Origin of the sequence: Virgibacillus alimentarius (assembly GCF_017874635.1) — a bacterium.
Classification (GTDB): Bacteria; Bacillota; Bacilli; order Bacillales; family Amphibacillaceae; genus Virgibacillus_B; species Virgibacillus_B alimentarius.
In genome coordinates this window covers 37975-58693 of record NZ_JAGIKX010000016.1, presented here as the reverse complement: position 1 = coordinate 58693, position 20719 = coordinate 37975, and the positions used below count along the sequence as shown (strand labels likewise).

The window sequence follows — 20719 nt, the reverse complement described above, 5'->3', positions numbered from 1 at the left end:
TAATGTCATGGCATAACCTCCTACAAGATTTATTATAATGACATTATCTCACGCTTTGAATGATGATAGAAGGTGTACATTATTTGACGCTTACTAATAAAAAGATAAAGAAAATGTGCATATAAAAAAGAAAACAGGTAACGATAAATACGAGAGCGTTTGGCTCAAAACATATTTGGAGGTTATTTATTATGGCACAACAAAATTCACAACAACAAATCCAGCAAGCTGTTCAGCAGGCACAAGCGGCACAGCAAGCTGTTCAGCAGGCACAGGCTAGCGCAAATCCACAGCAGTTGCAACAAGCTCAACAGCAAGTGCAACAAGCACAACAACAAATGCAAAATGTTCAAAACCAAGCTGGTGCTGCTGCACAACAAGATCCACAATTCCAACAGGCACAACAACAAATGCAGCAAGCAACCCAACAAGTTCAGCAAGCACAGCAAAATAATAACCAGTAATTAAGGATTATGACATAGGGAGTCTTATTCGTAAGACTCCCTTCCACAATTTTTTACAATCAAATTTATAATGATTTCTCGGAAACCTCTGTGACTACTTTCCCAGGATTAAGTACACCACCTGGATCGAAAGCACTTTTTATCTTTCGCAATACATGAATAGCTTCGCCGTGTTCTTTTTCTTGATATTTTTGTTTTCCTATTCCAACCCCATGTTCCCCTGTACAAGTTCCACCTTTGGCAAGTGCATAGTTTACAATACGCTGATTAACCAGACTAGCCTTTTCAATATCTTCTGGATGATGGACATCGATCATTAATAAAGTGTGAAAATTACTATCCCCAACATGTCCAACGATTCCACCTGGGAGTCCTGTTCCTTCAATAGCATCTCTGGCGTCCTTTATTGCTTCTGCAAGTTCAGAAATTGGCAAGCATACATCTGTCGTCATCTGTTTTTTTCCTGGGAAGCCATGAATGAAAGCATATGCCGTATGATGACGCGCTTCCCAGAGACGGTTTCTAGAGGCTGTTTCCGTTTCAAATTCCATTGACTTACAATGAAAATCTTCAACTATTTCCCGCATAAAATCTACATCTTGCTTTAGCCCTGCTTCATTGCCATGAAACTCTAAAAATATAGTAGGTACTTCTTGATAATCTGTTTCACTAAACAGGTTTATTTGTTTTATTGATTTTTCGTCAACAAGTTCCACCCTCGCAACTGGTATACCTGCTTGTAAAATCGCAGTAACCGCATCAACTGCATGATTAATACTCTCAAACGAAGCTCTTGCTGCCATAATATACTCTGGAATACCGTATACTTTTAATGTTAGCTCTGTAAAGCATCCAAGCGTTCCTTCGGATCCAACAAATAATCCATTTAAATGATAACCTGAAGATGATTTTGCAGCTAAATTTCCAGTATGAATGATTGAACCATCTGCAAGGACAACTTCTAAATCTCTTACTTGATCCCTCATAACACCATATTTTACCGAAGTAGTGCCACTTGCATTGGTGGCAGTCATTCCTCCGAGTGTTGCATCTGCACCAGGATCAACAGAGAAAAACAATCCATGTTTTTTCAATTCTTTATTTAATTGAAGTCTTGTAACACCTGGCTGTACTCTTACAAGAAAATCTTCCTCCCGTACTTCCAATATTTTATTCATATATGAAAAATCAATGGTAATTCCTTTATGATAAGGAATAATGCTTCCCTCTAGACTCGAACCAAGGCCAAACGGGACAATTACAGTATTATATTTATCCGCTAATTTTACTATTTCACTTACCTCATTCGTATTTATTGGATAGACCACGACATCCGGTACACATGGTTCATGCCATGATTCATCTTTACTGTGCTGTTCTAAAATGGTTTGATTTCTAGTCACGCGGTCTGGTGCTAACAATTGTTGAAGTTCTTCAAAAAGACTCATATAAACATCCCCCCCCTATTTATTGGCTTTTCTTTCCATTATTTTGTTTTCAAGCTTCCCGATACCTTCTACTTCCAAAGAAATGATGTCCCCATCTTGTAGAAATTGCGGAGGCTGCATGGCAACTCCTACACCATCGGGAGTCCCGGTCAATATAATATCTCCAGGGTCTAAAGTAATTAAATGAGAAATGAATTCAATGAGATTTGGTATATCAAAAATAAAATGTCTTGTATTGGAATCTTGACGTTTTTCCCCATTCACAAAAGAGCGAATAGAGAGATTGCATGGATCAACTATATCATCAGAAGTTACTATCCAAGGACCAATTGGTGTACTGCGATCTAATGACTTTCCTTGAAGCCATTGTGGTGTCCTTTTTTGTAAATCGCGGGCTGATATATCATTTGCTATCGTATAACCAGCTATATAATCGTAAACTTCCTCTTTGCAAACGTTAGAAGCCTCTTTTCCAATCACAATAGCTAATTCTGCCTCGTAATCTAATTTATGTGTTAAAGTGGGTTTTTCAATGTAATTTTCAGGACCAATGATGGCATTATTAAATTTTGCAAAAAGTACTGGGAATTCTGGGATATCCCCATCATTCATTTCTGCTACATGTTCCGCATAATTTTTTCCAACACAAATTATTTTTGAAGAAGTTGAAACTGGAACACCGTAACTTACCTCTCCTAAGTCAAGCATATATTTAGATCTGTCTGATTTATTCATTATGTAATGATATCCCATTCTTGCTCGATCTATTGCATTTTCCCCTTGCAGAAAAAAAGAATTTGGATCTGATGGAAAAATACAATCTATTTGTTGTATTAAATCTTTTTTACCTGTGGATACCAAGAATGCACGATAGCTTTCTTGCAGATCGATTATCTTTTGATCTATTCGACACCCAATTCGATATGCACTAGGTTTGTCCTTAAGTTTATAACTAACTAATTTCATCTTGTACACCCCTTCATTGTAGTAATTTAATACTCCTATCGTACCATATTTTCGTTCAATATTCAGAATGTTTCTCCTTGCATCTATTTTTTCATATTTCTATTGACTTTAATATTTTCTGAAATAGCGTCAAGAAGAAGGGGGTGACTATAAATGGAGAAACATTTCTATTCGGAACAGATAAAACATTAAAAGCACATAACCCAGAATACCGGACAAAAGCATAAATAGGAGCAACGATCCCTTATCATAGTGTATCTAAAAATTTAACCGTCACACCTAAAATGGTATGGCGGTTAAATAGATAAAGATCTTTATCTAATATTTTTTATTCTCTAATTTGTCCATTTCCTTGAATAACAAATTTGCTTGAAGTTAATGCCTTTAATCCCATTGGTCCTCTTGCATGCAGCTTTTGTGTGCTGATACCGATCTCTGCACCATATCCAAATTCAAACCCATCGGTAAACCGGGTGGAGGCATTGTGATAAACAGCAGCTGCATCAACTGTTTGCAAGAAAATTGCTGCATTGCGTTCATCCTCTGTAACGATCGACTCCGAATGATGGGTACCGTATGTATTAATATGTTTGATTGCTTCTTCAACGTCTGCTACTAATTTCACGCTGACTGATCGTCCAAGATACTCCTGATGCCAATCTTCTTCTGAGGCATTGTTTGCCTTTGGAAATGATTTACAAATTTTATCATCTGCATAAAGATGCACATTTTTTTGATGAAGTTTGTCGAGTAAATCCACACCATTTTGTTCAAACCATTTTTCATGGACTAAAATTGATTCAATAGCATTACAAACAGATGGCCGCTGCAATTTCGCATTTAGTGCAATTTCTTCTGCCATATTTTTTCCTGCGGATTCATCAATAAAAATATGGCAATTGCCTGCTCCAGTCTCAATTACAGGAACTGTTGATTCACGAATAACCGTTTCAATTAAATTCTTTCCACCTCTTGGAATTAGTACATCCAAATAATCATTCATTTGAAACATCTCTTTTGCTGCGCTTCGGCTTGTATCTTCAATCAGCTGTACTGCATCAACGGAAAGCGCAGTTTGTTCTAAAGCATGATGAATAGAAGCGACAAGTGCCATATTTGAAAATTTGGCAGATGAACTTCCCCTAAGAAGTACTGCATTTCCGGTTTTTAAAGAGAGTGAAGCTGCATCAATGGTTACATTTGGACGTGCTTCATAAATCATACCAATAACACCAATCGGCACCCTTTTCTTCTCGATTTGTAGACCGTTTTCTTTTTCAATTGTTTCTAGTACCTCACCAATTGGATCTTCTAGATCTACTAATTGTTTAACTGCTTGTGCCATACTTGAAATACGATCTTTATTTAACATCATTCGGTCAAGTATAGCGTCAGATAACCCATTTTCCTTTCCTTCTTCAATATCTTTTTTATTCGCTTCCAAAATTTTTCCCTGATCCAACACAATCTGCTCTGCTATTAAACGTAGTGCGTTATTTTTATCCTCTGTTGTAACACCACTTAATAAAAAACTAGCCGCTTTTGCTGCTTTTCCCTTTTGTATTATTTCAGACATTATAAAACCCTCCCCAATAGTTTAAGCTTTAACCCATTTATTTCTATGAATTACTTCAACAGATGAGACAACCGATTGCACTCCTTTCTTTTCATTTCGTTTCTCGATTGCTTGTACTACTTCATCTGAAGAACAGCTAACCTCACCTTTTCCGAGTAAGCCACTTGTTCCGTAAACTTTGACAACCTCTCCTTTTTGGAATGTCCCTTTCACCTTATAGATACCAGCTGACAGCAAACTTCCTCCATGGTACAATATTGCTTCTTCCGCTCCCTGATCAACATATAGCTTTCCCGCAGATTCAGAATGAAGTGCTATCCATTGCCTGCTCGTATTTACTGGCCCGTTGGATCCATTAGAAATATAAGTACCATTTCCTTTTCCATTTAATATATCAATAAATTTTTCTTTTCCTTTTCCATAACCGACAAAGACTGGTACACCAAGAGAAATAGCCCTTTTAGCTGCTAGCAGCTTTGATTTCATCCCGCCAGTTCCGACTTTGGACCCTGCCTCTCCCGCTGATTCGATCATTTCATCTGTTATGTTATCAAGGTAATTGAACTTCTTAGCAAACGGATTTGTCCTTGGATTTTCGTCATATATTCCATTAATATCTGTTAATATAATTAATTGATCCGCATGGATAAAGCCACTTACAAGCGCAGACAACATATCATTGTCACCAAATGTCAATTCATCAATAACAACTGTGTCGTTTTCATTAATGATAGGCAAGATTCCTCGTGATAAAAGCTCCGTAATTGCTGAAAATGCATTTCGATAACGCTCTCTATTAGAAAAGTCATCCCTGGTTAATAAAATTTGAGATGGAATAATCTTAAATTCGTTGAGTTTTTCAAGATAAGACTGAATTAAGAGACTTTGCCCAACAGCTGCAGCCGCTTGCTTTCCTTTAATGGTAACAGGTCTGGAAGAATAACCTAATTTCGTAAAACCTGCAGCTACAGCACCCGAAGATACTAAGATCACTTCATGCTTCGCCCTGTGAAGAGCTACAATAGCATGAATATGATCTATAAATTTTTCTTGATCAATTTCACCCTTGTCATCCGTTAACGAACTGCTTCCTATTTTGACTACAATTCTTTTTTTCCCCATTATGCATTACTCCTACTATCTATTTACAATCATCAATTTCGTACATTAAAAAAACCCTACCATCCCCTTAAAATAAAGGACGAAAGAGCTAGTTTCCGCGGTACCACCATTATTAGATATTAGATATATCCCACTTTTGCTTCCCTAACGCAGAAGTTGACGCCCATGTATTAGCACGGGACTCTGAAGATAGGTTCAGTGGCTGGTTGTGACGAAATCTTTCAGCTCCTAAATCTCGCTCTCTAACACATCCAGAAACACATACTAGTTCTTCGTTTGCGTTCGTTTATTATTTATTATTACTCTTATTATGGGGATAATAAAATGTAAAGTCAATAAAGAAAGCATAAAAGACATAATTTTCAAATGTTACTACACGAACTGTCACCCTTTGTTCAATCCATAGTTATAAATTCGTCATAAAAAATAAGTTCAAGATTGCTTTTTAAGGGTAAAATATATCGTAGAGACTTTTTTTGCCCATCCTTATATCTAAATTCAAAAGGAGGTTATATCCTTGCTAGATGGAGATACAGTTTTTAATAGTCGGTTATTAACCGAGCTTACCCTTTCTTTTCATATTATTTATGCAACCATCGGTGTGGGTGTCCCGCTTATGATCATGATTGCTCAATGGGTAGGAATCAAAAAAAATGATGAACATTATATTTTGCTAGCACGGCGATGGGCCCGCGGTTTTGTTATAACAGTTGCAGTAGGTGTTGTAACAGGAACTGCTATCGGTTTACAGCTTTCATTACTATGGCCAAAGTTTATGGAACTTGCAGGAAATGTAATCGCACTTCCTCTATTTATGGAAGTATTTGCTTTTTTCTTTGAAGCAATTTTCCTTGGAATCTATTTATATACATGGGATCGATTCGAAGATCAGCGTAAGCATTTGGCGCTATTAATTCCTGTAGCGATTGGTGCAGGATTGTCGGCTGTTTTTATTACAATGGTCAACTCATTTATGAATGCACCACAAGGCTTTGACCTTGTAAATGGTGAACTAATTAATGTAAATCCTTTCCTTGCGATGTTTACTCCTGCTATGCCGACAAAAGTATCACATGTTGTTGCAACAGCGTTTATGACTGCAGCATTTCTGCTTGCATCAATAGCAGCGTTTAAGCTAGTAAGGGGTTCGAATCATGCATACCATAAAAAAGCACTCTTTATGACGATGAAAATTGGTCTTATTTTTTCCATAGCAACGGCTTTAATCGGTGATTTTTCCGGTAAATATTTAGCTGAATACCAGCCGGAAAAACTCGCAGCTGCTGAATGGCACTTCGACACAAGCGAACAAGCGCCGCTACTCATGTACGGTATTTTAGATGGTGAAGAAGTTAAATATGCGCTTGAAATCCCATTTGCTCTTAGTATTCTGGCTCATGGTGATCCTTCAGCGGAGGTAATAGGTTTGGATCAATTTCCTGAGGATGAAACCCCTCCAATGGCTGTTCATTATTTATTTGATATCATGGTCACAATTGGCGTATGGATGATTTTGTTATCACTTGTTTATTGGGTTGGAACAAAACGCAAATGGGCATTTATAAATACAAAACCTTTCCTCTGGCTGCTTGCTTTAGGTGGACCTTTATCTATCATCGCAATCGAAGCCGGCTGGTGGATGGCTGAACTAGGACGACAGCCTTGGATACTAAGAGGTATTATGCGAACTTCTGAAGCGGCAACGTCTAGCAGCCATGTTGATACCATGCTGCTGCTTTTTGCAGGAATATATCTTATTTTAGGTATTGGAACTGTTGTTGTGCTCAGACGTATGTTTAAAAAGAATCCGGTAGAAAAAGAACTTATGGAAAAAGGTGGTGAAGAGACATGAGCTTAGAAATTCTGGGGATTATGGTACTCTGGACCTTTCTGTTCGGTTATGTCATCGTCGCATCTATTGATTTTGGTGCCGGATTTTTTAATGCCTACAGTGAATTAACAGGGAAGCAACATATTTTAACCAAAATAATTCAGCGATATTTATCACCTGTCTGGGAAGTTACTAACGTATTTCTCGTTTTCTTTTTCGTTGGGATTGTAGGCTTTTTCCCAAAAACCGCATTTTACTATGGAACTACATTACTTGTCCCAGTTAGTATTGCCATTCTACTTCTCGCTGTTAGGGGATCATACTATGCCTTTGAAACATATGGAACGAAGGGTCATAAAGGATACGCCCTCATGTATGGACTTACTGGGCTGGTCCTGCCTGCATCGCTTTCCATCGTTTTAACCATATCCGAAGGTGGGTTTGTTTCCATGACCGAAGGAAAACCTGTACTGGATTACTGGGCATTGTTCACTAGTCCGTTAACTTGGAGCATTGTTGTACTTAGTATTATTGCTGTACTATATATATCCTCCGTGTTTCTTACATGGTACGCAAGCAAAGCCAAAGATACAAAAGCCACCGATTTAATGCGAAAATATGCTCTAATATGGGCATTGCCTACCATCATTACGGCGTGCGGCATCATCTATGAACTAAGTTTTCATAACCAGGAACATTTTGATCGAATTATCGATTTATGGTGGATGTTCGGTTTATCATTTCTTTTATTTATTGGAACGGTTTGGCTCATTTGGAAACGAAAAAACTATGGTCTTGCCTTTGGTTTATTAGTTGGACAATTTGCTTTTGCTTTTTTCGGATATGGATTATCTCATTATCCTTATTTGTTATATCCGCATCTGACTATCTATGACAGTTTTACGAATGAAGCAATGGCTATCTCTCTCGTTGTTGCATTTGTTTTAGGGCTGGCACTCCTTCTTCCATCACTGTATCTGTTAATGCGACTGTTTTTATTTAATAAGGACTATGTGAAAGGTAGTCAAAAAAATAAAGCTTAAGAGGTGATTCATGTATGCAAGACTTTTTGATCTTTGTCGCACCGTTTATTGTATTATTTGGAGCCATAGCATTAGCATTTTGGGCAGCGTTAAAAGATGGTCCAATGTCGAAAAAAGATTGAATATCAAAAGGCGAGGGATGCAAATCCACTCGCCTTTGTTTTATTCTCATCATGATAAAAATACACTTTGTTCAACTTGTTTCATTCGATAGAAATAACCTTGTTTTTCCATTAATTCATCATATGTTCCTGCCTCAACTACTCTTCCTTTTTCCATGACAATAATTTGATCCATTTTCTCTATTCCTGTTAACCGGTGACTAACAAGAACTACTGTTGCATTTTTTGCCTGCTGAAATAAGTGACGATAGATATGATCCTCTGTCAGCGCATCTACTGAAGAAGTTGGCTCATCTAAAACCCATAGTGGTGCATTTTTTAACATTGCTCTTGCAATGGATAGACGCTGTTTTTCTCCACCAGAGAGATTTTCCCCTTGTTCCAGCACGTGGGTATCTAGAGAAAAGTGATCTAATTTTACCATCTTTAACACCAATTCCATTTCCTCATCACTTAAACCATCTTTAGCTAGCTGAAGATTTTCCCGGATTGTTCCATAGAAAAAATGATTTTTTTGCAAAACAACATTGGATTGCTTCCATATGCTTTCCTGTTCTATACGTTCAATCGGAATCGTGTTTATGTTAATTTCGCCTTGATCTATCGAAGCGACTTTTAATATAAGCTGCAACAGCGTAGATTTTCCGGAACCACTTGGGCCGACGATTGCTGTTTTTGAACCTGGAGGTAAGCACAAGGAAGTGTCTTGTATGGTCATACCCAATTCACCCGGAAATGAGAAAGATACATCACGCATTTCGACCGTAGGCGGCTGGTTCGAAAGATTTTCCATTCCCATTTGCATATCTTCTGTATCCTGCTTATCCACAACTGAAAATAAACGACTTGCTGCTTGCCGACTGTTTTCCAGGTGATTAGGGAAAGCAGCCATTGGTGTAGCGTTTTCGAAAACAGTCAGGGAAATCATTACAAGCATGGCTAGGAAGATCCCATCCAACTCTCCTTCAGTAACGATAAAAGCTCCAACACCTAAAACAAGCCAGGATATAAGTAAGGAGACGAGTAAATTAATGGATTGACTATATATTTGATGTGTACCCTCTTTCCGCTGTTCCTCAATATAAGCATCTGAAACTTTATTTAGATATTCTTCTTTTTCCTGTAGTTGTTGATAAATTTTTAAATCACGAAATCCATAAAGAAATTCAGTAACTTCTGTAGACAGTTTACCACGGTTCTCTCGAAGCCTTTTATCTAATTTCCGCTGTTTCAAAGCAAATAATGCAGGAATGATAAAGGTAGTTAATACAAGTCCTGTAAATAATATTAACGCAATATAAATGGAATAAAAAGATGTAAAAAGAATCGTACTTAAGAAAACCATTATTAATACAATAGGCGGATAAAAAACGCGTAAAAAGAAGTCTTGTAACGTTTCTACATCTCCTACAATTCTTGCCAGAAGATCACCGCTTCGATATTTTTGAAAAATACGAGGAGCTAGTGGTTCTAATTTATTATAAAAAGATACACGTAAATTACTTAGCATCGTAAAGGTGGCTCTATGTGAAAAATAACGTTCTCCATAACGGCTCAAAGCTCTCATAAAACCTAACAGTTTCACTGATGCTGTAAGCAAAATTAAAGCGTATAGAGGCGGGGCTAAAGCAGCTTTGGATATCAAGTAACCACTGGCCGCAAATAAACTAACAGCCGTCAGACCAGTTAAAAACCCGAAAAAGATGGAAAGAAATATGTCTTTTTTCTCTTTTATTGTTAATTTCACGACATATGCTAAATCTTTCATTCTTAACCTCCTCCCTGCTGTATGGTGATCATTTTTTTGTATGAAGCTGAGGACGCCATCAACTCATCATGCGTTCCCTCTGCATGTAGATATCCATCATCAAGGAAATAAATTTTATCAGCAGCTGTGATAGTATGAAGACGATGCGCTACCGTAATAACGGTAGCTACTTTCGATAATTCCTTTAATGAAGACTGCAAAATGTGCTCTGTATGCAAATCAAGTCCAGTGGTTGGTTCATCGAAAAGAATAACAGTAGGTTTTTTCAAAAATGCTCTTGCAATAGCAAGCCGTTGTTTTTCCCCACCAGAGAGCCCGCGCCCTCCTTCGCCAATCAATGTATCATACCCACTCTCAAGAGAGTCAATGAAAGCATCAATTCCAGCTTTTTGTGCTGCTTTCATTATTTCTGTTCTGGATACATCCATATTCGCACCAATAGCAATATTTTCTGCAACTGTTCCGGAAAATAAATACGGATCTTGTGAAATATAGCTTAATTGATCAAACCAATCTTTTTCTTTTATTTTAGAACGTTGACGATCATTGATATAGATATCACCCTCCGAAAACGGAATAAGACCTGCGATGATATGAAGCAGTGTTGTTTTTCCGGCCCCACTCTTTCCAACAATTGCAATTTGTTCGTAAGGTTTAATTTGCATATGAATATTTTTTAATTGGAATCCATCTTCCCCGTAGGAAAAACTGACATCACGCACATCGATAAGAGGGGGAGTTTCTATCGATAAACTGTATCCTCCCCATAAAACATGCTCACTTTCTATTTTAAGTTCATCTTGTATTTTTTGAGCAGCCCCCATGCTCCCCCTTCCCGTATGAAAAGCACTACCTAAATCTTTCAGAGAAATATAAAATTCTGGTACTAAAACTAAAATAAAAAAGGCGGTAAAAAAAGGAATGTTTTCAAAAACGATGAGCCTTAAAGACAACTCAAGTGCAATTAATCCAATGCTAAGCATTGATATTAGCTCGAGCATTAAAGTAGATACGAAAGCTATTTTCAATACTTCCATTGTTGCATCTCGAAAATCAAGACTGCTTTTTTGGATAATCTCTTTTTGTAAATTGGCCCGTCCAAAAAGCTTCAGCGTTGTCAGTCCTTGTAACGTATCAAGAAAGCGTCCGGAAAAAGCAGCCATTTTATCAAGCTGTTTTTCTGATTTTTGCTTCGTTTTCCCGCCAATTATAATCATAAATATAGGAATGAATGGTGCTGTAACAATGATTATAAGACCTGAATAAATATGTTGAGTGAAAACAGTAACAAGAATTACTAGAGGTACAACAGATGCCTGTATTAACTGTGGAATATAACTGCTAAAATAGCTATCAATCTCATCAACAGCATCCAAAATCACACTAACTTTCTTTCCTGATTGCCCTTTTAATGAAGCTTGAACTGGATTAGCGGTATATTTATTTAATAAAGACTTCCTAAGATCTCTTTTTACTTTAGAAGCCATTTTAACTCCTATTTGCCCACTCAAATAATTAAAAACGGATCTGGCAATAAGAACAACCAATAAACCAATCATGGCAGGAACAATTTCATGAAAAGATTGTTTTTGCAAAAAAATGTGATCTACGATTGTAACCAAAAAGTAAGCTTGACCTATTATTGCCAACCCTGATAAAAAAGCAAAAATACAAAGACATATTATTCGTGACTTTTGTTTTATTGCCATGTCCTTTAGTTGAACCATTGTTGAATGCCTCCTAAAAAAGCTACTTTATTTAGTGAGCCTTTCAACTTCAATATACACTATGGCCGGAAATATAGTAAATAATTATGTCCCTTGTTAACATAACTGTCATTTTTAACGATAAACTAATATTTTCAAATCTCACGTCATCCTATATAATAGATACTTAGATTGACAAACGGGAGATGTATGTAAATGGTTGATAAAATAGGAAAAAACAAAGATAATCATGGACGTTTACTAGTAAAATGTCCGGACAGACCAGGGATTGTTGCGGCACTTTCCAATTTTTTATTTGAGCATCATTCAAATATTATTGAATCAAGTCAATATTCAAGTAATCCGGAAAACGGTACATTTTTTATTCGGATTGAATTTCATACCGAAAATTTACAAGAAAATCGCTTAAAAATGGAAGAAGACTTCAAGGAGTTGGCTACTCGTTTTTCAATGAATTATCGCTTTACATACGATAACGATCGAAAACGAACGGCTATTTTTGTTTCCAAAGAACCACATTGTTTAATGGAGCTTTTGTGGGAATGGCAGAATGGAGATTTAGATACAGATATCGTCGTCGTTATAAGTAATCATGAAAATGCGCGTGGCATGGTGGAATCATTTGGAATACCATTTCACTATATTCCGGCAAACAAAGAAATTCGAAAGCAAGTGGAGACAGAGCAAATTCGCTTAATGAAGGAATATCATGTTGATTTGCTCGTACTTGCACGTTATATGCAAATATTAACTCCTGAATTTGTTCGTCATTTTCCAAATCAAATTATTAATATTCACCATTCTTTCCTGCCAGCATTTATCGGGGCACACCCTTACGAACGCGCCTATGACCGAGGCGTCAAACTAATAGGAGCTACTTCCCACTATGTAACGAATGATCTAGATGAAGGTCCCATTATTGAACAGGACATCGAAAGAGTAGATCACCGGGATCATGTTCATGATTTAAAGAAAATTGGCAGAAAAGTAGAGAGACGTGTTCTAACTAAAGCGGTTAGGTGGCATCTAGAAGATCGCATTATTGTAGAAGAAAATAAAACAATCGTTTTTCATTAAAGAAAAGAACAGAGATCATACCAAATGATGTCTGTTCTTTTCTAATTTGTTATTTATTGTCTTGAAGTCAAGATGTACTTTGCAAAGAAAGCATCTAAAATATAGATGCTTTCTTTGCTTTTCTATTATTCATTTTTAAAATTAATCAATAACAGTTACTTTTACAGTTTTTACGCCCCATCCTTGTGCCGCTTCTTTAGATGGCACATGGACATCAATTTTATTACCGTTAATCGCACCACCGGTATCTGCTGCTGTTGCAGTACCATATCCTTCAACATGGACTTTAGATCCTAATGGAATAACATTTGGATCTACCGCAATCACTTTCGCATTCGGGTTTGCATTCAAATCTACCCCAGTTGCAGTATGACCAGAGCAGCCATTACATTTAGCTGTATATGCGGTAGCTGTAACATTGAATGTTTTACCATCTGTATTTTGTTCAGCATCATTTACTTGTTTCACTGTTTTTGTTGCTGCTTCTTTTTCCTTTTTCTCTTCAGCTGCTTTTTGTGCTGCTTCAGCTTCTTCTGCTGCTTGCTCCTCAGCTGCTTTTTGCGCTGCTGCAGCTTCTTCTGCTGCTTGCTCCTCAGCTGCTTTTTGCGCTGCTGCAGCTTCTTCTGCTGCTTGCTCCTCAGCTGCCTTTTGCGCTGCTTCAGCTTCTTCTGCTGCTTGCTCCTCAGCTGCTTTTTGTGCTGCTTCAGCTTCCTCTGCTGCTTGCTCCTCAGCTGCTTTTTGTGCTGCTTCAGCTTCCTCTGCTGCTTGCTCCTCAGCTGCTTTTTGTGCTGCTTCAGCTTCTTCCACAGAAGTATCTTCATATGTAGTTGAAGCAGGTTCTTCTTTTACAACATTTGATTCAGTAGTTGATCCGTTTATAACTAAATTGTCTCCTTCGACAATGAAATCTGATTCTAAATTATTCCAACTTCTTAAATCATCTACTGTAACATCCAATTTTGCAGCAATTTTAGATAAAGTATCTCCTTTTTCTACTATGTATTCTTCAGAAATGACTAGCTTCTGATTTGGGTGAATGATCGTATTCTTCAAATCATTCATTTCCATTAATTTTTCTACTGATATATTATTAGTTTTTGAAATGTCCCACAAAGTTTCTCCTTTATCAATTTGGACCTCTGCTGCTGATACACTCGATACAGTTACCCCAGCTAATAATATTCCTGTAGCGATAGTAGCCGCAATTTTCTTCACTACTAAAAACCCCCTTAGTTTTTCTAAGCTGTGTACATCTTAACATAGTATATTCATTTTTGGATTACAATAATTTTACAAGTCTATTACATTACAGGAACATTTTAACAAAAAAATATAAAAAGCTAGCTCTAGTTAATAAGATAGAGCTAGCTTAAAAGAATCATTTATTTCACAATCAGAACTCGACATTTGGCATTCTGTACAATATGATTACTTACACTGCCAAGTAAAATACTTTTAATATTACCGAGACCACGACTGCCTGCAATAATTAAATCAATACCCTTGTTATCAGCATATTCACAAATTATTTTACCGGGGTTATCTCCTATATCAGCGAACCTGACTTCCGTTACAACTGGTATAGATGCTTCCATAAATTCTTGCTTTATCTTTTCCATTTGTGGAAGCATTTTCTCCGATACCTCTTTCGTAATGTTACGTGAAATAGCGGCATTGGTAGTTGGTCCTGTTGATTCAATAACTGTAAAAATATGAACTTCTGTTTCAGGAAAGAGCGAAGCTTGTTTTTTTGCTTCCTGTATTGCCTCGTTGCTTAATATTGAACCATCATAGGCTGCAAGTACTTTTTTAGTCATCGATGGACCTCCCTGTATACGTTTAAAATACATGATGTTGTTCCTAATTCTATTTTATCATAAATAGTAGATTATTCTATAAAACTGATTATTATCCCCCTATTATTTAAACGTTACTTTTCCATTTGATAGTGATGCAATATTCGCTAATGATTCTACCCGAATCCCTCGTTCACGAAGAAGATTTCCACCATTTTGAAAACCTTTTTCGATAACGATGCCAAACCCTGCCAGAGATGCACCTGCTTGTTCAACAATATCCAAAAGGCCCAGAGCAGCCTGTCCATTTGCTAAGAAGTCATCAATAATTAGGACTGTATCATTACTTGATATATAATCTTTAGAGACCGAGATTTCATTGGTCTCTTTTTTTGTAAAGGAATAAATATTAGCTGAATAAAGGTCGTCAACTAAGGTAAGGGATTTCCGTTTTCTCGCAAAGATTACTGGAACCCTTAGCTTTAAACCTGCCATTGTAGAGGGGGCAATCCCGGAAGACTCTAGGGTTAAAATCTTTGTTATACCTTCACTTGAAAATAAATTTGTAAACGTTTCGCCAATATTCAGCATTAGTTGGGGATCGACTTGATGATTTAAAAAAGAATCAACTTTTAATACAGTATCTGATAAAACTTTTCCTTCATTTAAAATTTTTTGTTTTAATAATTTCATCTACAACTATCTCCTTTTACTTAGCAGAAAGTAATTTTAACAACTCACTAGTATTGAAAACCCCGTTAGATGTACAATCTAACTGCAGTACCTCCATTAAAAATATTGCATAATAGCTTAATATTTTTATAAAACCGATTCATTTAGTAATTAAATGTAGCATAATTCGAATAATATAATTATAAACTAACAACTGATGAGAAGCTACTCAAGCAAATGATTTGTTTGATTTGTAAGCATTAAGAAAATGGCACTATTTATTATTAGTGCCATTTCCATTTTCATTTCAAAACCTTGTTGTAAAATAAGATGCTTTATTTATTTTTATAATATAATCAAGCTGATCCATATCCATAGCTTCTAATGCTTGTTCTCATATTCCTTCAAGTGGGAATTTCATACTTTTTATATGGGTATTTAGAATGTTTTGAAATCATTCAAATATAGGCTTTTCTGCTCTCATATTGTTGGAAACTATATACTCCCATCGTACGTTTAATTTAAAATAATCACAATTGTACATAAATCATTAAAACGAGACTAAAACATGGTTCTCATGGCCTATTGACGCATTTTTAGACCATTGCTAGTATTACTTTATAAAAAGGCGGTTGAATTTTCCTTGGGAAATTATGATTGTAAAGCAAACGGGAAGAAAACGTTAATGAAGATGGCTTTGTAATTCTCCCTATAGAAAACGATAATAATAGTACCGATACTAAAGTTGAATCAGATGAAACTAAATCTGAAAAAGGGCAGAAACATCCAGGTACAGCTACAAATATGTGGACATATGGTTTTGCAGGAGCAGATTAATCCTAATTGGTGCTGCAGCCAAATTAATTGCTCGTTTTAAAGGTACAGTATAATATGTTGTTAAGTCCTTTCTATATTGGAAATAACATTTATCGGGAGGTGAATGGGTTGAAATACATAAGCTATCTTCTTATCATTGTCGGTGTTATATTTTTGTCCGTTTTTGGCTACCAATATTATCAGAACGAACAAAATACAAAAAATTCATTAGCTGAAGCTCAGAATCGGATTGCACAAGGGCAGGAAAATAATGAAAAAGATAAAGGAGCTTCCTCTGATACTTCTGACAATAACAACAACAATTCGGAAAGTCTACAAGTGGATGATGGTGAAGCTTTTGCAACATTAGACATTCCAAAATTGGGTAAAACATTGCCAATTGTTGAAGGAACTGATCCAGACTCCCTTGATAAGGGAATCGGACATTTATCCAATTCCGTACTTCCTGGTGAAAATGAACAAATTGTATTATCCGGTCATCGTGATACAGTATTTCGAAACTTTGATCAAATCGAAGTCGGAGACCAATTTACTGTAAATATGCCCGGGGGCAGTCATACTTATGAAATTAGAGAGACGGAAATTGTACCCGAAGATGATACTAGTGTAATCAGAGAAATGGGTGAAGAAGCTCTGGTTGTTACAACCTGCTATCCATTCTCGTATGTAGGAAGCGCTCCTGACCGTTTTGTTACATACGCCTATCCAGTCGATTAATTATTATATAGTTTCAATATAAGGAGACTAACTATATAAAGTCAATAGTGCTAGCGGCAAAATTTAATACTATTTTTATTGGGAATTTGGACATGGCAAATAAGCTTGATGGTTAATGATTTTAAAATTAATCATCAAGCTGTGTATTTTTGTTAAACTTTAGTATTTTATAACGGTCAAAATATTACGTATAAACAACTTCTTTATATAATTCGCCTGTCCGCATGAAATGGAATATGACTCTAATTAATTTCTTCGCTACATGGCTGAACACCACATTATAATGTTTGCCTTCTAAGAGCTTCTTTTCATAATATGCCTTGAACGTCGGTGAATATATAGAAATCAATCTCGAGGCATGATACATCGCCCATCGGAGGTGTGGTGATCCACGTTTCACCATTTTTCCAGTTCCTTGATATTGGCCGGATTGATAAATGGATGGTTCCATTCCAGCAAAAGCTAATAGCTGACCTAGGTTATTAAAGTTGTGGATGTCACCTATTTCTGCTATGATTTTACTTCCAAGTCGATAGGACATTCCGGGTATAGTTACGATTGGTGAATCGAGTTTATCCATCATTTCCTTCAGCTAGTAATTCTGTAACAGTATTTTTACTAATGCCAGGAATAGAAATAAGGTATTCATAATCTGTTAACCTTTTTTATTACAAGTACCTGAACACTAATCCGACAGGAATGCTCCTGCGGGAACAGCACGAGTCTGAAGACCCCGTAGGAAGTAGTTTTCTTCCGAGGAGGCTGGCGGAAAGCAGCCTCCTGCAGTGCAAGTAGTCAACGGGATTACTAAATAAGTATAAATCGCACAGAAAAGTAAAATAAAGAAGTTCGGGAATTCCATCTAGAGATGGGACTCCCGAACTTCTTTTACATTTACTGGGGTTTTGTCCCAGCTCTTTCGTTTTCTTTATGGACTATTTACATCGAAGGACATCATTTCATCATTATTTTATCAATTTACTAATTTCTTTGAATTTTTCACATTCTGCAGTTTCCATTAATTCAAATAAGATCATCTCAACACTTGTACTTAAGACACCAACCTCTTTCATTTTTTCAAGACCTATTTCCTTGTTCGCTAATGTTCTAGAGGATACTGCGTCTGCAACTACCTGTACATCATATCCTAATTCTTTTAATTCTGCTGACGTTTGATAAACACAAACATGAGCTTCTATTCCTGCAACAACTGCCTGTTTTTTGCCTGAAGCCTTAAGTGCTGTCATAAATTCTTTATTTTTACAAGCACTAAATGTCATTTTTGAGATAGGTTCTAATCCATCTAGATGGTTAGCTACTTCTTTTGTCGTTGGCCCTAAGCCTCTAGGATATTGTTCCAGCCAAAGAATTGGTATATCTAGGGCACGCAATCCATCAATTAAAGTAATAATATTTTCTAATAGTTCTTCACTTTCATGTATGATTTTTGCTAATTTCCCCTGTACATCGACCAACACAAATACCGTTTCATCCTTATTGATCATCCGCCATCCCCTCCTCTTTATTTTTATTATTATTAATTTTTAGATTATACTTAAAATAACACGATATCTTAGAAGGGGCAACTTCATTGTGAAAGCAGTTCATAAAGCAAAAGAAGGAGTTTCTTATGATGAACTCCCTCCTTAACATGGATTGTAGCAGTATATCTGCAGTTTATTTTTTATCACTTACTTTGTAATTATCTTTCTTTCTTCTTATCTTCATGATTATTTTCCGAATGATAGGATAAATAATTGGACCATATTTTATAAGTCTGCGAATTAATCGTCTCATTTTTGTCTCCTTTTATTTTGTTCACTTATTTTTATCGTTCCATTAAGTAGAGAAGTTTAAACAGAAAAAACATTGTTGATATCAATCATCTTTATTTTAATCGAAGGGATCTTAAAACGAAGAAAATCAATGTACCAAAAATGATTATAAGGAATATCGGTAAAAAACAAATTCCTAATGATTCTGCTTGACCTTTTGCTACTTGAATGTCCTTCCAATTTATATAGGAAAAGATCAGCAGTATTTCATTTTTTAGAAAGTTTAACATCAGTCGGGAATTTTTATATTGCTGTTCTGCATTATCTTCCGTTAAATTACTGTAGTTATGAATATGAGGGAATTTTTCAAGGATACTCAACCCTACCCATAACACCAACCCGACAAATGGAACAATCCATAATTCTCCTTTTCTCCCCCAACGATCAACTTCCCCAATAGCATTATAATGCCCTGGAACTTCATTTGGCATCGATGACCATTCAAATAAAATGTAAAGGATACTTCCTAAAAAAATGACAAAGGCAATTATATTTAATATTTTCTCAATAGGTGTTTGTTTAATTTTTAAAACTGGGCGATTTTTCACTGACTTCCCCTTTCCTTTAAGAAGAAATTATATGATTCGGCCACTTGATGCTTACTTTTAAACATCTTTCCATCGAAAAGATAATAAATATAATGATGGGAGGGATTTTTTATGAATAAATACAAAATAATAACATGGATAGCCATATTAGGCGGTATTTTTATTTTAGCCGGTGTAATGTTTAAATGTATAATTTCTTAAAGGTCATAAAATCTTTTCGTATTATTATACAACCTGCCATATACTCCAGAAATCTCCATCTGCTTAATCGCTGCGATTTTTCGAATTGATTCGTGAAGCATTTTAGGATGGGTCATTGTATTCGTGAATGGTCCTTTAAATGGCCAGGGCCCATCTGTCTCTACCATCATTTGCGATAACGGATAAGTTTTAACCAAATATTGAATTTCTTCCTCATACAGGACGTCTGGCGTTATTGAAATATAATACCCGTTTTTTGCCATATGTTGAATTGTTTTTTGATCACCTTTAAACCAGTGAAAATGTGCCTTATGATAAGAATACTTTTCAAGCAGCTCACAAACGATTGGAGCGTCTTCATACACTGCATGTAAAACAATTGGTTTATTTAGCTGAGCTGCTTGTTCAATAAATAGATCTAAAATTTCAATATAAGCTTCAAGTGAAAACGCATGGTTCTTTTTCCTCAGATAATAGGGTAAACCAACTTCCCCAACTGCTATCATTTTGCTTTGATTCTTTTCAATAAATTGTTGCAGTTCAGCAATCTCACTGTCAGCAGGCAATGTTTGTTCCGGATGGAAACCAAATGCGGGTTTAATACTTGTATTCCTCTTAGCCAATGCCAAATTAATTTCTGCAGAGGCCAAGTGCTGCGAAACCGCAATAAGTGCTTCTATTTGATGCTTTTCTAGATCTTGTAAAATATTTTCCTGATCTTTTTCAGGATAAACATCAAGATGGATATGTGAATCAATAATGGTATGGTGCATATGAACACCCCTTCAGTTTTCTCATTCTTCAGGATTTGCTCTCTTTTCTACTATTACTAATAGTAATGTTGCTATTGGACCTAGGAATAGTGACAGCAAAAACCAATTTAAGCCACTCCTATTTTTCCCTTGAGCCAGACCTGCATTAATTAAAGCCAATGTCCCCCATCCAACAACATATTCTTCATTCATCAGA

Annotated in this window: 20 protein-coding genes; 6 read left to right on the top strand and 14 right to left on the bottom strand. The window is 36.2% G+C overall.

Annotation, left to right across the window (positions count from 1 at the left end; all coding sequences use genetic code 11):
- The first annotated feature begins 191 nt into the window (after window positions 1–191).
- Complete coding sequence (locus J2Z81_RS09485; RefSeq protein ID WP_029266845.1) at window positions 192–464, top strand: hypothetical protein; 273 nt, start codon at window positions 192–194, stop codon at window positions 462–464.
- Window positions 465–529: 65 nt separating this feature from the next.
- Here J2Z81_RS09485 and J2Z81_RS09480 read toward each other — a convergent pair whose 3' ends face one another.
- The 4 genes from J2Z81_RS09480 to proB all read right to left on the bottom strand — a co-directional run bounded on the left by J2Z81_RS09480 (window position 530) and on the right by proB (window position 5576).
- On the bottom strand, window positions 530–1912 hold the full coding sequence (locus J2Z81_RS09480; RefSeq protein ID WP_226371233.1) for an FAD-binding oxidoreductase: 1383 nt from the start codon (window positions 1910–1912) through the stop codon (window positions 530–532).
- Between the two features lie 15 nt (window positions 1913–1927).
- Window positions 1928–2878, bottom strand: coding sequence for a fumarylacetoacetate hydrolase family protein (locus J2Z81_RS09475; RefSeq protein WP_029270930.1), 951 nt, complete (start codon window positions 2876–2878; stop codon window positions 1928–1930).
- A 328-nt stretch (window positions 2879–3206) separates the two neighbouring features.
- Window positions 3207–4454 carry a glutamate-5-semialdehyde dehydrogenase gene (locus tag J2Z81_RS09470; RefSeq protein ID WP_029270928.1) on the bottom strand — a complete coding sequence of 416 codons (1248 nt, stop codon included), beginning with the start codon at window positions 4452–4454 and terminating at the stop codon, window positions 3207–3209.
- A 21-nt stretch (window positions 4455–4475) separates the two neighbouring features.
- Window positions 4476–5576: a glutamate 5-kinase gene (gene proB, locus J2Z81_RS09465; RefSeq protein ID WP_226371232.1), complete on the bottom strand. Its 1101-nt coding sequence runs from the start codon at window positions 5574–5576 to the stop codon at window positions 4476–4478.
- A 517-nt stretch (window positions 5577–6093) separates the two neighbouring features.
- On the opposite strand from proB, the gene J2Z81_RS09460 reads away from it, so the two are divergent.
- From J2Z81_RS09460 to cydS, 3 genes are read left to right on the top strand one after another with little or no spacing between them, the layout of a single operon-like run.
- A complete protein-coding gene (locus tag J2Z81_RS09460) occupies window positions 6094–7428 on the top strand; it encodes a cytochrome ubiquinol oxidase subunit I (protein WP_029270924.1) in 1335 nt (444 codons plus the stop codon).
- Entirely contained in the window at window positions 7425–8450 is a 1026-nt protein-coding gene (locus J2Z81_RS09455) for a cytochrome d ubiquinol oxidase subunit II (RefSeq protein ID WP_029270922.1), read from the top strand. The genes J2Z81_RS09460 and J2Z81_RS09455 overlap by 4 nt, the downstream gene beginning before the upstream one ends.
- Window positions 8451–8464: 14 nt before the next feature.
- Complete coding sequence (gene cydS / locus J2Z81_RS16225; protein ID WP_390337524.1) at window positions 8465–8572, top strand: cytochrome bd oxidase small subunit CydS; 108 nt, start codon at window positions 8465–8467, stop codon at window positions 8570–8572.
- Between the two features lie 49 nt (window positions 8573–8621).
- Here the strand turns inward: cydS and cydC are convergent, their stop codons facing one another.
- Both cydC and cydD read right to left on the bottom strand, forming a co-directional pair.
- Window positions 8622–10340, bottom strand: a complete 1719-nt coding sequence (gene cydC, locus J2Z81_RS09450; RefSeq protein ID WP_226371231.1) for a thiol reductant ABC exporter subunit CydC — start codon at window positions 10338–10340, stop codon at window positions 8622–8624.
- 2 nt (window positions 10341–10342) lie between these two features.
- Window positions 10343–12067, bottom strand: coding sequence for a thiol reductant ABC exporter subunit CydD (gene cydD / locus J2Z81_RS09445; protein ID WP_226371230.1), 1725 nt, complete (start codon window positions 12065–12067; stop codon window positions 10343–10345).
- Between the two features lie 195 nt (window positions 12068–12262).
- Between cydD and purU the strand changes: the two genes are divergently transcribed.
- Window positions 12263–13144, top strand: coding sequence for a formyltetrahydrofolate deformylase (gene purU / locus J2Z81_RS09440; RefSeq protein ID WP_029270681.1), 882 nt, complete (start codon window positions 12263–12265; stop codon window positions 13142–13144).
- 141 nt (window positions 13145–13285) lie between these two features.
- Here purU and J2Z81_RS16070 read toward each other — a convergent pair whose 3' ends face one another.
- The 3 genes from J2Z81_RS16070 to J2Z81_RS09425 all read right to left on the bottom strand — a co-directional run bounded on the left by J2Z81_RS16070 (window position 13286) and on the right by J2Z81_RS09425 (window position 15633).
- Entirely contained in the window at window positions 13286–14359 is a 1074-nt protein-coding gene (locus J2Z81_RS16070; RefSeq protein WP_226371229.1) for a LysM peptidoglycan-binding and 3D domain-containing protein, read from the bottom strand.
- A 167-nt stretch (window positions 14360–14526) separates the two neighbouring features.
- Window positions 14527–14961: a universal stress protein gene (locus tag J2Z81_RS09430; protein WP_029271356.1), complete on the bottom strand. Its 435-nt coding sequence runs from the start codon at window positions 14959–14961 to the stop codon at window positions 14527–14529.
- 102 nt (window positions 14962–15063) lie between these two features.
- Window positions 15064–15633, bottom strand: a complete 570-nt coding sequence (locus J2Z81_RS09425; protein ID WP_226371228.1) for a xanthine phosphoribosyltransferase — start codon at window positions 15631–15633, stop codon at window positions 15064–15066.
- Between the two features lie 924 nt (window positions 15634–16557).
- On the opposite strand from J2Z81_RS09425, the gene J2Z81_RS09420 reads away from it, so the two are divergent.
- Window positions 16558–17166 carry a class D sortase gene (locus J2Z81_RS09420; protein WP_029271352.1) on the top strand — a complete coding sequence of 203 codons (609 nt, stop codon included), beginning with the start codon at window positions 16558–16560 and terminating at the stop codon, window positions 17164–17166.
- Between the two features lie 184 nt (window positions 17167–17350).
- On the opposite strand, the gene J2Z81_RS09415 is transcribed toward J2Z81_RS09420, so the two are convergent.
- The 5 genes from J2Z81_RS09415 to J2Z81_RS09395 form a co-directional block, all read right to left on the bottom strand.
- Window positions 17351–17746: a transposase gene (locus tag J2Z81_RS09415; protein WP_226371227.1), complete on the bottom strand. Its 396-nt coding sequence runs from the start codon at window positions 17744–17746 to the stop codon at window positions 17351–17353.
- 385 nt (window positions 17747–18131) lie between these two features.
- On the bottom strand, window positions 18132–18671 hold the full coding sequence (locus J2Z81_RS09410) for a hydrolase (protein WP_226371226.1): 540 nt from the start codon (window positions 18669–18671) through the stop codon (window positions 18132–18134).
- 383 nt (window positions 18672–19054) lie between these two features.
- Window positions 19055–19549: a DUF1648 domain-containing protein gene (locus tag J2Z81_RS09405; protein WP_226371225.1), complete on the bottom strand. Its 495-nt coding sequence runs from the start codon at window positions 19547–19549 to the stop codon at window positions 19055–19057.
- Window positions 19550–19746: 197 nt separating this feature from the next.
- A complete protein-coding gene (locus tag J2Z81_RS09400) occupies window positions 19747–20523 on the bottom strand; it encodes a TatD family hydrolase (protein WP_029268200.1) in 777 nt (258 codons plus the stop codon).
- A gap of 21 nt (window positions 20524–20544) precedes the next feature.
- On the bottom strand, window positions 20545–20715 hold the full coding sequence (locus J2Z81_RS09395; RefSeq protein ID WP_198020915.1) for a hypothetical protein: 171 nt from the start codon (window positions 20713–20715) through the stop codon (window positions 20545–20547).
- Between the last annotated feature and the right edge of the window lie 4 nt (window positions 20716–20719).